Source organism: Marinobacter maroccanus, assembly GCF_002933275.1.
GTDB lineage: Bacteria > Pseudomonadota > Gammaproteobacteria > Pseudomonadales > Oleiphilaceae > Marinobacter > Marinobacter maroccanus.
In genome coordinates, this window is the sequence record NZ_PSSX01000007.1 from 100,900 (window position 1) to 113,589 (window position 12,690).

Consider the following 12,690-nt stretch of genomic DNA (forward strand, 5'->3'; position numbering starts at 1 on the left):
GTTTTACACTCCGGCGTCATTGCTCGGCTAAGCTAATTCTGAGCAACCTCATTTTTTCCTGGATTGGCCAAGACTTTTACCGCCCCAGCTAACGCCCGCGAGCTGCGGTGTTGGCGGTTTATTTGAAAGGAATGTGTCGCTGTGACAAACGTCAATATTCCCAGCTCTCCGGATTCCAACACAGAACTCGCTTTTCCTTTCCCCTCGCTTGGAGGTGAGGATCTTCAGGCCTATAACACGCTTGTCAGCACCCTTTACCGTTGCCTACATGACAACTCCGGCTTCCAACCTTTCTTTGATGCTTTTAAGCACCATTTCAAAGCCCTGCAAGGCGGAATTCTCGGGCTGTCAAGCAACCCACAGCGCATGATTTATGGCTGGACGTTTGGCTACCCGGAGGGCTTTGAAGAGTGGTATATCAACAGTGATCTGCCTGAACGGGATGAAGCCCTGACCCGTTATCGCCAGCTTCCCCCGCGCCAGTTCGACTCCTTTCTTCGAGGTGATACCAGTCGCACCATTCTCGATATTCTGGGCCCGGAAAGCCGTGCCTGGGCCGAGCAGGTCGGCATGGGCGATAGTGCTGGGATGCTTGTCACACAGGAAAACGGGGACAGCGTGGTGTTCATGGCCAACCGACACAAGGAGTTCGGCCCCTACACTGATAACGAACTTCTGCAGATGAATCTGTTGGCTCCTCATATCGAGAATGCCGTTGCTCTGCACCTGAAGCTGTATAAGACTCGCAGCGACAATGAAAACCTGGCGACAGCACTAAACCACGTGAAAAAACCGCTCATTGTCTTCAATGCACTGGGCAATGTTGCGCAGGCAAACGACGCGGCCCATGCTCTTATGGAAAACAGCAGGAGCATGTCCATTAACGATTCCGGGAGACTGCAGAGCACCGACCGTCAGATGACCCGCAAGCTTCAGGATGCCATCACCACCTGCATCGTCCTCTCTCACAAGGGCATTCTTTCGCCACAAACCGTCTTTACCAGTCGCGGCCAAGAACCTATCGCCGTCTGCCTGACGCCACTGATCGCCGATAGTGCCGAGAATAACGGCGTCTTGGCAGAGCTGTTCAGTTTTGACCCCTCACTGGAACCGGACCAGGAACGACTGCAGACACTTTTCCACTGCACACCGACAGAAGCCGCTGTCGCCGCGCTTCTGGCCCAGGGCCTGAGCGCCAGCGATGTCGCCGAAAGAAAGCAGATTTCCATCCACACCGCCCGCCAACATATTAAGAGCCTGCTGGCGAAAAACGGCTATCGCAAACAGACCGAACTGGTGTCCATGCTGGTCCGGGCATTGGCCTGACACGAGAGCCTCCGTCGAAATCTGCAATTGTTTTGATGCTTTTACACTTAATCAACAAACAATTACAGATGACAAAAACACTATTGGTTCAAAGCACTTACCATAACTCCGACTCGACAGACACCATGGAACCGGCCATTCCGTGCATCCTTATCCCCAAAATGGGGCATGTCTTGATGTAACCCCGATGCTAGTTTCGAACTGCCAAATCAATCGATTCTTAAAAAGGCAGGATTATGAGCAAATTCAAGAAGTTGACTCTAGCGACAGCCATTTCCTCTGCATTCGTTCTGACCGGCTGCGGTGGTAGCAGCGGTAGTTCTTCTGATGCTGTTGATAACAACGACACGGGTGACACCGGCACCACAGCCGAAACCGGCGTGTTCGTAGATGCCGCCGTTGCCGGCATCAATTACACCACTTCGCCGGGCGGCCAGTCCGGTCAGACCAATGAACTGGGCGAGTACAATTACGAAGCTGGCGATACCGTGGTCTTCAGCATCGGCGGCATCGACCTCCCGGCCGTCGAAGCCACCGGCCGTATCACCCCGGCCGACATGGGTAGCGGTGCTACCGACTGGAGCTCCGACCAGACCGTCGTGAACATCCTGCGTCTGCTGCAGACCCTGGATTCCGATGGCGATGCCAGCAATGGCATTACCATTACCGACGCTGTGCATACTGCTTTGCAGGACATAGATCTCGACCCCTCTGTCAGCGAGTCAGACTTCGAAACCCAGGCCAATACCGCTATCAATGCCACTGGCAACACCCTGATTGCCAGGGAAGACGCGGTTAACCACTTCAAGAGCTCCCAATCCGGCGACCTGGTCGGCAGCTGGGTCTTCGAGGAAGCCAATGGCAACGTCAACGTGCTGACCTTCCTGAATGACAGCGAATACCTTATTGCCCACTCCAAAGCTGATGACGGTGACCAGCGGGCCGCCAGTGCAGAGTACGGCGCTTACACCTGGGACAGTGCCTCCGGTCAGCTGGAACTGACTCTGATTGACGAATCAGACCTCAGTGGTGGTCTGATCGACAACAACTCCCCCGCAACCTGGACAATGCAGCTGAGCGACGGCGCACTCGTATTGACGTCTGTCGAAGAAAGCGAAGAAGTCAGGTTTGAAGCCGTGCGCAATACCCAGGACAGCCTGATCGGCAGCTGGTACCTCGGCGAAGGGTTTAACGAGCAGAAACAAATCGATCGTCACAACGTGCTGACCATTCTCGATGACAGCACCTACGTGATTGTTCACAACGACAATGGCGAAGTTTACGACGGCGACATCGTCGAGGCGGTTTCCTCCGAGTGGGGCACCTACAGCTTCAACGGTTCCACGTTTGCGGTAACCTCAGTATCGGCCGAACTGGACGGGCCTGGAGGACTGTTTGACGACCCAGCGAAAGACGACGGCGGAAATGGCTTCGTCAATGGTCCGGCGGAGCTCCACCCGACCGGACAGCTCACACTATCCGACAACCTTCCGGTTGCTGAAGGAGGCGAGCCATTCACCCTCCGTCGCCTGGGTCGCTATGCGGTCACGCTTAAGGACTTCGAGGGCGATACCAAGCGGGTCTACGTCGAGGTCAGCGGCAACGACTTTATCGGTGGGGTTACCCAGACCCTCAGCTTTGCCGATATCGATGGCGTAACGTCAGCCGAGGCTGGCATCTACAACATGGATGCTCCGGAGAGTGCAACCATCGATCTGGTGCTGAACCAGGATGGCAGCGGTTACATGGACTTTGATGTCACTGGCGACCAAAACCAAATCGACAGCAACGGTTGGTCCGTCCTGACTTCCGGCTCCCTCACTTACGTAGAGGGCGGTGCGGAATGGACCTACCTGCCGATTAAAGGTAGCAGCCCCTACACCACGCTGGTTTATCAGGGGGACATGGATCTCATGTTCATCACTGAAGTTACTGAGCAACCCCAGTAAGGCGGGTGTTATCTGCCTCATCAGAGCCCGCCATCGCGGGCTCTGCAACTTTGGCAACCGAGACGCTCCCTTTCGAGCAGTTGCCGTTTACGATCCAACCCCCACCGATAGCCACCAAGGGAGCCGTCGCTTCGTAATACCCGATGGCAGGGAATCAATACCGCGATGCGGTTTCGTCCGCAGGCGGAGGCCACTGCGCGAACGGCTTTGGGCTCTCCCAGTCGCTTTGCCAGCTCCGTGTAACTCACCACCTCACCTTCGCGAACGCTCAGCAGGAGTTTCCAGACCCGTGTCTGGAAAGCGGTACCACGGATATCCAGAGGTACGTCCGGTCTAGGCGTGTTCTGGCTCAAATGTTCATCCAGAGCCAACATCCACGCATCCAGCTCTGGCGATGCCTTTGCCTCAGACGGAGAGAGCCGGGCCTTCGGAAACTCATTCTGCAACTGATCTCGCAGTGCCGTCTCGTCATCGCCGAATTCGGCAAAACACACGCCCTGATCAGTGGCAGCCATCATCAGTAGACCGAGTGAGGTTGCCCTGCAGGCATAGGCAATGGTTTCACCTTCCCCACCCTTGCCGTAACGGGAAGGCGGCATGCCAACCTGTCGGTCCGCCTTGCCATAGACGCGACTAACGGAGCCAAAGCCGGCATCGTAGATTGCATCGGTCACGGTCTGGCCTGTTCTCAATGCCTGCTTGTAGTGGTTAAGGCGCAGTGCGTCCTGATAAGCCTTTGGTGAGACACCGAAGGTTTCCTTGAACACCCTTTGTACTCGGGATGGGGACAACCCAACGACTGCACCAAGGTCGGCAAGGCTCAACGGCTCATCTGGCCGGCTCTCGATGTATCTGGCCAGTGCAACCATGCGATCGGCAATGGGGATGGATGATTCAGCCTCACACTCTCTCTCGTCACGCATCGGGGTTCGGGAACTTGCCATGCTCTGACTCCTTCATGTACACACAACCAATCAGCCATATGATGCGCGTTTGCTGCGCCCCCTTCCATCCGATTCTTGCGGGCGCTACATTGACCGTCTATCAACAAAAAAACGAACAAATTCCTTGAGGTCAGCACTATGTCGGAACAAATGGCAATCCCATCAAAAAAAGGCGAAGTCAGTGAGGAGGAGTGGCAGCTTCGCGTTGACCTTGCCGCCGCCTACCGCCTGATTGCTCTCTACGGCTGGGACGACCTTATCTTCACTCATCTCTCGGTGCGGATTCCCGGTGACGAGCATCATTTCCTGATCAACCCCTATGGCATGATGTTCGAGGAAATTACGGCTTCCAGCCTGGTGCGCATTGACCAGGAAGGCAACAAAATCAATCCTGACGATTTCGACATCAACCCGGCCGGTTTCACCATTCACAGTGCCATCCACGCGGTTCGTGAAGATGCCGCCTGCGTGATGCATACCCACACCACGGCCGGTGTGGCCGTCTCAGCCCAGAAGGAAGGTCTGTTGCCTCTGTCGCAGCAGAGCCTGTTTCCGCTGTCGGGACTGGCGTACCACGATTACGAAGGCGTGGCGCTGCGCGAAGACGAGAAAGCGCGCCTGCAGGCAGATCTGGGCCATGCCCGGTTCATGATCCTGCGCAACCACGGCCTGCTGACCACGGGGCCCAGCGTGGCCGAGGCCTTCCTGAACATGTACATCCTGCAGCGCGCCTGCGAGGTCCAGATTCAGGCCATGTCCGGGGGCCAGCCGCTGGTACGTATTCCCGATACCATTCTCAGCTCCATTCGGGAACAGGCCAAAAAGGTCACCAAGGGCATGGGCGGCAATCTTGCCTGGCCGGGGCTTCTCCGGAAGCTGGACCGTATCGATCCTGGCTTCCGGAGCTGACATCACGCCGTGTAGCTATCAGAACATCTTCAGATAACGGTCGACCTCCCAGGACGACACGTGGTTCTGATAGCTCTCCCACTCTGCTTTCTTGTACTCAGTGAAGCTCTTGAACATGGCTTCACCGAAGACTTCCTTCGCTAGCGGATCGGCCTCGAAAGCCTCCACCGCCTCGCCCAGGTTCCGGGGCAGATACTCGATGCCCCGCTCGGCAATCTCAGCATCGCTGTAGTTGTACATGTTCTCGTGGTGGGGTGCGCCTGCGTCCAGACCTTCACGGATGCCCTCCAGGCCGGCGGCTAGGATCAGAGCACTGCCGAGATAGGGATTGCAGGCAATGTCCGCGGCACGGCATTCAATGCGCCCGCCCATGCCGGGAATCCGGATCATGTTGGTGCGGTTGTTAGAGCCATAGCACATGAACACCGGCGCCCAGGTGGAACCGGACATGCTGCCCTGGCGCACCAGCCGCTTGTAGCTGTTTACCGTCGGGGCGATCACCGCGCTGATGGCAGCGCCGTGTTTCAGCACACCGGCTGTAAAGTGATAGGCGATCTTGCTGATACCACAGTTATGCAGGTCGTCGCCCCTGGGCTCGAACAGGTTTTCGCCGGTCTTCAGGTCCGCCAGCGACATGTTGTAGTGGGCACCACTGCCGGTGCGGTCGGCAAAGGGCTTGGGCATGAAGCTGGCGAAAGCGCCATGTTTGCGGGCGATCTCATTCGCCATCATCCGGAAGAACACCAGGCGATCAGACATGGTCAGGGCGTCGGCGTATTTGAAATCGGTCTCGAACTGGCCGTTGGCGTCTTCGTGATCGAAAGAATAGACGTCCCAGCCCAACTCGTTCATGGCATCCACCAGCTCATCCAGGATCGGCAGGTTGTCCATGAGCGTGCGGGGGTCATAACAGGGCTTGCCCAGAGTGTCCCGTTCACTGAGGGGTGCAAAACCGCCATCCTCGGTGTTCCGGAACAGGAAAAACTCGGTCTCAATACCCAGGTTGAAGCGATAACCCATATCAGCAGCAGCAGTGAGCTGGCGCCGGAGAATATTCCGGGAACAGGCCTCAAACGGTTCGCCGTTCAGAAACAGGTTGCCCGGAAACCACGCCAGTTGACGATTCCAGGGGCAGATCGCCAGCCCATCGGGATCCGGCATGGAGGCAACCTCGTCGTCGGAGATATCCTGGGGCACGCCATCCAGGGCAGCTCCAGTGTATAGCTCGGAGCCTTCCATCATCTGCCCCAGGTGAGCCACGGGCACGAACTTGCCCTTGGTCACACCGTGGATGTCCACGTAGCTGGCAATGGCGTATTTCACACCCGCTTCTGTGAGCTTCTCTTTCAGGGCCTGGGTGTTGGTCAATTCCTTCATCCTGTTTTTCTCCGGCCCGTCATGCGGGCAATCAGTTTGAGTTCTGGCACGTTTCTTTCTTTGTTTTTGCCATTCAACATACATGCCAGCGTGTATATATAAGAGCGAACACAAGAGACCTCAGGCAACCAGTCAGCCTGAAAGAGAGGAAAAAATGGCGCCGAAGCAATGGCTTGTAGAGGATTATGAAGCGGGCGACCTGCCGCTGGCCTGCGGCGAAACGCTTTACTCCGCACGATTGCGGTACCACCGGATCGGCGAGCTGAACGCACCAAAAGACAACCTGATTCTGCTGCCCACGTACTATGGTGGTGCAGCGGCGGGTAATCAGCCCTGGATTGGCGATCACAGTCCGCTGGATCCGGGCCGCTACTGCATTGTTATTCCGTCGTTGATCGGAGCCGGGGAATCCTCCTCCCCCTCAAACACCGCCGGACACCAGGCCGGCCCGGGCTTTCCCGCAGTGAGTCTGTACGACAACGTCATGCTGCAAAAACGGTTGGTTGAAGAAGTATTCGATGACGCCCGGATTGCCCTGGTGATGGGCTGGTCCATGGGCGGAATGCAGGCGCTTCAGTGGGGCTGCCTGTTTCCGGAGAAGGTGCATTCGGTGCTGGCCACCTGCTGTACCGCACGATGCTACCCCCACAACCAGGTGTTTCTGGAAGGTGTAAAAGCTGCCCTGACCTGCGACCAGAGTTTTGAAAACGGCTACTACCGCAAACCACCGGAACGGGGACTCCGGGCCTTCGGCCGGGTTTACGCTGGCTGGGCCTATTCCCAGGCATTCTTCCGCCACCAACTCTGGCACAACCTCGGTTTCGGCTCCATTGAGGAGCTGTTGCGGTTCTGGGAACAGGATCACCTGGGCCAGGACGCCAACAACCTTCTGGCAGTGCTGGATACCTGGCAGCGGGGCGATATCAGCGATAACCCGGTATTCAGGAAGGATTATGACTCCGCCCTTGCCGCGATCACCATGCCCACCCGGATCATGCCCAGCACAACAGATCTCTATTTTGTGGCAGAGGATGCCATGCAGGATTGTGCTGGCATGCCAGGAGCCACTTTTGATCCCATCCACTCGAATTGGGGCCATATCGCAGGGGGTGCTGCCCGGGAGCGGGAAAGCCACGAACAGATTCTGGCAGCGGCCCGATTGCTGCTCGCGGGAGAAGCGTCATGATAGAGCACCCGAACCTGTGCCGCACCAATCCGGTGCATATTTTCGACTGCGCCTTCGCCGGCATGACGCGGTTTTACCGGCTTGAAGGATATGGCACGCCACCTGCAACCTTTCCATCAGCAAATTTACAAAACCCCGATCCGTTTACAGCACCGTTCACAACACCGCAGACAGGGCGGCGAACACAACGGAAAAAATGGGTAACTAGGGTTCCGGTCCGGGCAATCAAGATTCCTGGATGGCTGGTCCGAGAGTTACCGACCTCTGGGGAGGTTACACGGCGGGACAAAAGCCCGGGAGACTGAATCGCAAGGGACGCCGTTACCCGCGATGACCTTGCCGTGTTGTGTGACCAGAGGAGACGATTCATGCGAATGATCAACCATCACCCCGGGCGCGTTTCAGCCACCCTGCTGGGCCTGCTGCCCTTCCTGTTGATCATGCTTGTCTACAGCCTGGCCTCCCAGGAGCGCCTGGCAGAAAACCCCAACGACAAACTCCTTCCGGGCCTTGAGCAGATGACCGCCGCCGTGGAACGCATGGCGTTCCAGGAAGACCGCCGAAGCGGCGACTACCTGATGGTGCAGGACACCACTGCCAGTCTGGCACGCCTGGGAATGGGCGTTGGCATTGCCGCCTTACTGGCGCTGGTGGTCGGCATTCTCAATGGCGTTTTGCCGCTGGTCAGGGCCAACCTGGCGCCACTGGTATCTGCCCTTTCCATGGTGCCGCCGTTGGCCATATTACCCATCCTCTTCATCGTGTTCGGGCTGGGCGAGCTGTCCAAGGTCATGCTGATTGTGATCGGCACCGCGCCCATCATGATGCGGGATGTGGCCCAGCGGGTTCGCGAACTTCCAGGCGAGCAACTGATCAAGATCCAGACCCTGGGCGCCAATTCCTGGCAGGTGATTACCCGCATGGCCCTGCCCCAGGTGCTGCCCCGCCTGATCGACGCCGTGCGCCTGAGTCTTGGCCCCGCCTGGCTGTTTCTGATTGCCGCCGAAGCGATTGCTTCCACCGAAGGGCTCGGTTACCGGATCTTCCTGGTTCGGCGCTACCTGGCCATGGATGTAATCCTGCCCTATGTCATCTGGATCACCATTCTCGCCATTGTCATCGACCAGTGTCTGCGTCTTACCAACCGCAGACTGTTCCCCTGGTACAACGCAGGAGGCCACTGATGAGCTTTATTACCGTCAACAATCTCTGGAAGGAATACGGTGACCAGGTGGTCCTGGAAAACCTGAACCTGAGCGTGAAACAGGGCGAATTCTGCACTCTGGTGGGCGCCTCCGGTTGTGGCAAATCCACCTTCCTGAAAATGCTGCTGGGCCAGGAAACCCAGACCCGCGGCGAACTGTTACTGGAGGGCGAGGCCTTCCCCGGCGAGCCGGACCGAAACCGGGGTATCGTATTCCAACGCTACTCGGTATTCCCACACCTGACGGTGCGTCAGAACGTGCTGATGGGCCTGGAACTGGAACAGAAACCCTGGCTGGGCAAGCTGTTCGGCAGCGCCCGCCGCGAAGCCCTGGAGAAGGTGGATGCCATGCTGGAATCGGTGGGTTTGAGCCCGTCGGCCAACAAATGGCCCCACGAACTTTCCGGCGGCATGCAGCAACGGCTGGCCATTGCCCAGTCGCTGATCATGCGGCCACGGGTGCTCCTGCTGGACGAGCCCTTCGGCGCGCTGGATCCCGGTATAAGGGGCGACATGCACGATCTGCTGTTGAAACTCTGGCAGGAGACAGGCACCACAATCTTCATGGTGACACACGATCTGAAGGAAGGTTTTTACCTGGGTACCCGGCTGCTGGTGTTCGACAAGGTACGCAACGATCCCCATGACCCGCAAGCGTTCGGCGCCACCATCACCTACGACTTGCCGATTGGTCAGACTGATCGGAAGCTGTATGAGGACATCAACCAGTCGGTCAGTGAGACCGCAAGAAATCAGGCGGCCTGAACGAAAAAGGGGCCGCCCGAAGGCAGCCCCTGTTACTCGCCGGCTCGAGGCCGGTATCCGTCGCGATCAGTTGCTGGCTACGCGATCACTAGGCAGCTTGAATGTCCAGACGGTACCACCCTGGTTGAAGTCCTTGACCACCTTGGCCACTTCACCACCCCAGAGCGGAACCGCACCGCCCCAGCCGGTTGAAACCGAGACATACTGCTCACCGTCCATGGTCCAGGTCACCGGCGTGCCGACAACGCCGGAACCGGTGTTGAAGCGGTAGAGCTCTTCCCCGGTCTTGGCGTCGAACGCCTTCAGGTAACCTTCCGGAGTGCCGGTGAATACCAGGTTGCCTGCGGTGGTCATCACGCCACCCCATAGCGGGGCCGGGTTCTCATAGCGCCAGACTTCTTCACCGGTTTTCGGATCCATGGCCCTCAACACACCAATATACTCGTCGTTGGCCGGTTTGATGGTGAAGCCTGCCCCCAGAAACGCCGCGCCTTTCTTATAGGAAACTGGCTCGTTCCAGATATCCATGGACCATTCATTGGACGGCACATAGAACAGACCGGTGTCCTGGCTAAAGGCCATCGGCATCCAGTTCTTGCCACCCAGGAAGGCTGGCTGGGCCACGACCGTCTCGCCCTTGTTACCGTCGAGGTCCGCCGGGTTACCGGGACGCCCGCCATCAGTAAAGATCGGACGACCAGTCTCCGGATCCAGGCCTTCGGCCCAGGTGATCTTGTCCACGAACGGGAAGCCACGAATGAAGTCGCCATTCTCCCGGTTCAGAACGTAGAAGAAACCGTTACGGTCGGCAGTCGCCGCGGCTTTGACGGTTTTGCCGTTCTCCTCGTAATCGAAGGAGATCAGCTCGTTGACGCCGTCATAATCCCAGCCATCGTTCGGGGTGGTCTGGAAGTGCCACTTGATACTGCCATCGTCCGGGTCGATCGCCAGACGGGATGACGAGAACAGGTTATCGCCGGGGCGCAGGTGCGAGTTCCAGGGCGCAGGGTTACCGGTACCGAAAAACAGGGAATCGGTATCCGGATCATAGGTGCCGCCCAGCCAGGTTGCTGCGCCGCCGTTCTTCCACATTTCGCCGGGCCAGGTTACCCCTGCCTTGCCGCCGGAAATGCCATTTTCGACCTTCTTGCCATCCTTGTAGACATACCCCATATGGCCTTCGACGGTCGGCCGAGTCCAGACCAGATCGCCGGTGTTGGCGTCGTAGGCCTCAACCTTGCCGACAATACCGAATTCACCGCCTGAAACACCGGTAATAACCTTGCCCTTCACGACAATCGGTGCGGCAGTGATCGCATAGCCGGCCTGATAATCGGCCACCTTCTTGATCCACATCGGCTTGCCGGTGTCCTTGTTCAGGGCAACCAGCTTGGCATCGAGTGTGCCGAAAATCACCTTGTCGCCGTAGATGGCAGCGCCACGGTTCACCACGTCACAGCAAGGCATGATGCCGTCCGGCAGGCGGGCATCGTACTGCCAGATTTCCTCGCCAGTTCTGGCATCAATTGCGTAAATGCGTGAGTAGGAGGCGGTCACATACATGACGCCATCCTTGATCAGCGGCTGGGATTCCTGACCACGCTGCTTCTCGCCGCCGAAGGAGAATGCCCAGGCCGGCTGCAGATACTGAATGTTGCCGGTGTTCAGGTCTTCCAGAATGCTGTATCGCTGGCCTTGGGTGCCCATGCCATAGCTGACAATGTCTTCCGGGGTGTTGTGATCGTTGATGATATCTTCGTCGGTTACCGCATGGGCCCCGTAGGAAACAGCCATAGCCAAGGCGCTGGCCGCAATGCGAATCCCGAACTTGTTGGTTCTCATGGTTGCGCTCTCCAAGTCTCTTGTTTTTCGGTTCTGTGTTCGTTTCAGGCCGAACCGGGAACTTTTCCCGCCTCTGATACGATTCTTCGCCTTGAGGGCAAAACCAACAATTGCTCCCCGGAACAGGTTTTCTCATCACTTGGTAGTACGACTACCCCGAATCTTCCGGCCCGGGCGCATCGAGCGAACCATCAGAGATTCCCTTCGGCCCTGGCAATGGCCTGCTCATCGAGGAAGGCCCGGTAGTAGCCTGGCACGCTGTAGCGAAGATTCTGGCTGGCCATGAGTTCATTCATCTCTCCGGTTTTCACCAGCCTGTCGACGATGGCCTCCAGGGCATAACCCAGCTGCCGATGGGTATGTTTGATCGCCATGCCCACATCCCAGACCTGCTTGCCGATGCCCGGGAAGCCGTTGCCGGCGGCCTTGAAGGCCTTGTTCTCGGATTTCGCCAGTTCGTGATCTATCTCCGACCGCATGCCCATGACAGCGCTGACCTCACCGTTACGCATTGCCTCGAACGCCTCGGCCACCTTGTGGAAGTGACGCACCTGTTCCCGCATACGGCCGCCAAACGCTGAGGTCAGGTAAAAGTCGGGAAGGGTATCGATCTCGACGCCGATCGGGTTGTACTGGAACACCGCCACGGTTTCGACACTGTCGAGCTTTTCCGGGTTGTAAGCTATCTGCCAGGTTTCCTGCTGGTAAGGGCCGAACAGCACAACCTGCTCGTTGATGTATTCGCCGGTGGAATCCTGCATGTAGGCGTAGGTCTTGTCGTAGGGCACGCGCAGCATCACGTCGGCAAGCCGCTGCTTGGCCAGGTAGTGGCCTTTCCAGACGTTGTTGCGCAAGTCGTCACCGAGGTTTTCATCCGGGATAATCCAGTGCACCTTGAATTCAACGCCCATTTCCTCGGCAATACGGCGGCCGAGTTCGATATCGATGCCCCGGGGCTCGCCATCTACCTGGTAGGAGTAAGGCGGAAAATTCTCGTAGACGCCCACTTTCAGGTAGCCGGACTCCAGAATGATGTCGTAGGTGCGATCCGCAGGCCGGTTGAGGAGTTCGTTTCCGTCGTTAACCTCCTGGGCAAGGACAAACTGGGCAAATAGCAACAGGGCAAGCATTCGAGACAGTATTTTCATTGTTTTCTCCCACCTTTTCTCTCAACGACGAAGGGCCGGC

General features: G+C 57.6%; 10 protein-coding genes and 1 riboswitch. Of the genes, 6 read left to right on the forward strand and 4 right to left on the reverse strand.

Annotation, left to right across the window (positions count from 1 at the left end):
- Nucleotides 1–141 precede the first annotated feature (141 nt).
- Nucleotides 142–1,326 carry a helix-turn-helix transcriptional regulator gene (locus KEHDKFFH_RS10170; RefSeq protein ID WP_104321817.1) on the forward strand — a complete coding sequence of 395 codons (1,185 nt, stop codon included), beginning with the start codon at nt 142–144 and terminating at the stop codon, nt 1,324–1,326.
- 236 nt (nt 1,327–1,562) lie between these two features.
- Nucleotides 1,563–3,275: a hypothetical protein gene (locus tag KEHDKFFH_RS10175; RefSeq protein WP_104321818.1), complete on the forward strand. Its 1,713-nt coding sequence runs from the start codon at nt 1,563–1,565 to the stop codon at nt 3,273–3,275.
- A gap of 20 nt (nt 3,276–3,295) precedes the next feature.
- Here the strand turns inward: KEHDKFFH_RS10175 and KEHDKFFH_RS10180 are convergent, their stop codons facing one another.
- The gene (locus KEHDKFFH_RS10180; RefSeq protein ID WP_104321819.1) at nt 3,296–4,219 is read right to left on the reverse strand and encodes a bifunctional transcriptional activator/DNA repair enzyme AdaA; all 924 of its coding nucleotides are present in this window, start codon (nt 4,217–4,219) and stop codon (nt 3,296–3,298) included.
- Between the two features lie 138 nt (nt 4,220–4,357).
- On the opposite strand from KEHDKFFH_RS10180, the gene KEHDKFFH_RS10185 reads away from it, so the two are divergent.
- Nucleotides 4,358–5,128, forward strand: a complete 771-nt coding sequence (locus KEHDKFFH_RS10185) for a class II aldolase/adducin family protein (protein WP_104321820.1) — start codon at nt 4,358–4,360, stop codon at nt 5,126–5,128.
- An 18-nt stretch (nt 5,129–5,146) separates the two neighbouring features.
- On the opposite strand, the gene glnT is transcribed toward KEHDKFFH_RS10185, so the two are convergent.
- The gene (glnT, locus tag KEHDKFFH_RS10190; RefSeq protein ID WP_104321821.1) at nt 5,147–6,505 is read right to left on the reverse strand and encodes a type III glutamate--ammonia ligase; all 1,359 of its coding nucleotides are present in this window, start codon (nt 6,503–6,505) and stop codon (nt 5,147–5,149) included.
- A gap of 154 nt (nt 6,506–6,659) precedes the next feature.
- Between glnT and KEHDKFFH_RS10195 the strand changes: the two genes are divergently transcribed.
- From KEHDKFFH_RS10195 to KEHDKFFH_RS10205, 3 genes are all read left to right on the forward strand, one after another.
- The gene (locus KEHDKFFH_RS10195) at nt 6,660–7,691 is read left to right on the forward strand and encodes an alpha/beta fold hydrolase (protein WP_104321822.1); all 1,032 of its coding nucleotides are present in this window, start codon (nt 6,660–6,662) and stop codon (nt 7,689–7,691) included.
- A gap of 193 nt (nt 7,692–7,884) precedes the next feature.
- A riboswitch (guanidine-I (ykkC/yxkD leader) is annotated at nt 7,885–7,993 on the forward strand.
- A gap of 66 nt (nt 7,994–8,059) precedes the next feature.
- Complete coding sequence (locus tag KEHDKFFH_RS10200) at nt 8,060–8,875, forward strand: ABC transporter permease (protein ID WP_064229930.1); 816 nt, start codon at nt 8,060–8,062, stop codon at nt 8,873–8,875.
- Nucleotides 8,875–9,660 (forward strand): ABC transporter ATP-binding protein, encoded by a 786-nt coding sequence (locus tag KEHDKFFH_RS10205; RefSeq protein ID WP_104321823.1) that lies wholly within the window; start codon nt 8,875–8,877, stop codon nt 9,658–9,660. The genes KEHDKFFH_RS10200 and KEHDKFFH_RS10205 overlap by 1 nt, the downstream gene beginning before the upstream one ends.
- Nucleotides 9,661–9,726: 66 nt before the next feature.
- On the opposite strand, the gene KEHDKFFH_RS10210 is transcribed toward KEHDKFFH_RS10205, so the two are convergent.
- Both KEHDKFFH_RS10210 and KEHDKFFH_RS10215 read right to left on the reverse strand, forming a co-directional pair.
- Nucleotides 9,727–11,502 (reverse strand): PQQ-dependent methanol/ethanol family dehydrogenase, encoded by a 1,776-nt coding sequence (locus KEHDKFFH_RS10210; protein WP_104321824.1) that lies wholly within the window; start codon nt 11,500–11,502, stop codon nt 9,727–9,729.
- A 191-nt stretch (nt 11,503–11,693) separates the two neighbouring features.
- On the reverse strand, nt 11,694–12,650 hold the full coding sequence (locus KEHDKFFH_RS10215; protein ID WP_104321825.1) for a substrate-binding periplasmic protein: 957 nt from the start codon (nt 12,648–12,650) through the stop codon (nt 11,694–11,696).
- Nucleotides 12,651–12,690: the final 40 nt, after the last annotated feature.

What these genes read in the sequence shown, in the direction of transcription:
- KEHDKFFH_RS10180 (WP_104321819.1), bottom strand. Translation starts at nt 4,219, where the DNA reads ATGGCAAGTTCCCGAACCCCGATGCGTGACGAGAGAGAGTGTGAGGCT.
- KEHDKFFH_RS10215 (WP_104321825.1), bottom strand. Translation starts at nt 12,650, where the DNA reads ATGAAAATACTGTCTCGAATGCTTGCCCTGTTGCTATTTGCCCAGTTT.
- KEHDKFFH_RS10185 (WP_104321820.1), top strand. Translation starts at nt 4,358, where the DNA reads ATGTCGGAACAAATGGCAATCCCATCAAAAAAAGGCGAAGTCAGTGAG.
- KEHDKFFH_RS10200 (WP_064229930.1), top strand. Translation starts at nt 8,060, where the DNA reads ATGCGAATGATCAACCATCACCCCGGGCGCGTTTCAGCCACCCTGCTG.
- KEHDKFFH_RS10195 (WP_104321822.1), top strand. Translation starts at nt 6,660, where the DNA reads ATGGCGCCGAAGCAATGGCTTGTAGAGGATTATGAAGCGGGCGACCTG.
- KEHDKFFH_RS10205 (WP_104321823.1), top strand. Translation starts at nt 8,875, where the DNA reads ATGAGCTTTATTACCGTCAACAATCTCTGGAAGGAATACGGTGACCAG.
- KEHDKFFH_RS10175 (WP_104321818.1), top strand. Translation starts at nt 1,563, where the DNA reads ATGAGCAAATTCAAGAAGTTGACTCTAGCGACAGCCATTTCCTCTGCA.
- KEHDKFFH_RS10210 (WP_104321824.1), bottom strand. Translation starts at nt 11,502, where the DNA reads ATGAGAACCAACAAGTTCGGGATTCGCATTGCGGCCAGCGCCTTGGCT.
- glnT (WP_104321821.1), bottom strand. Translation starts at nt 6,505, where the DNA reads ATGAAGGAATTGACCAACACCCAGGCCCTGAAAGAGAAGCTCACAGAA.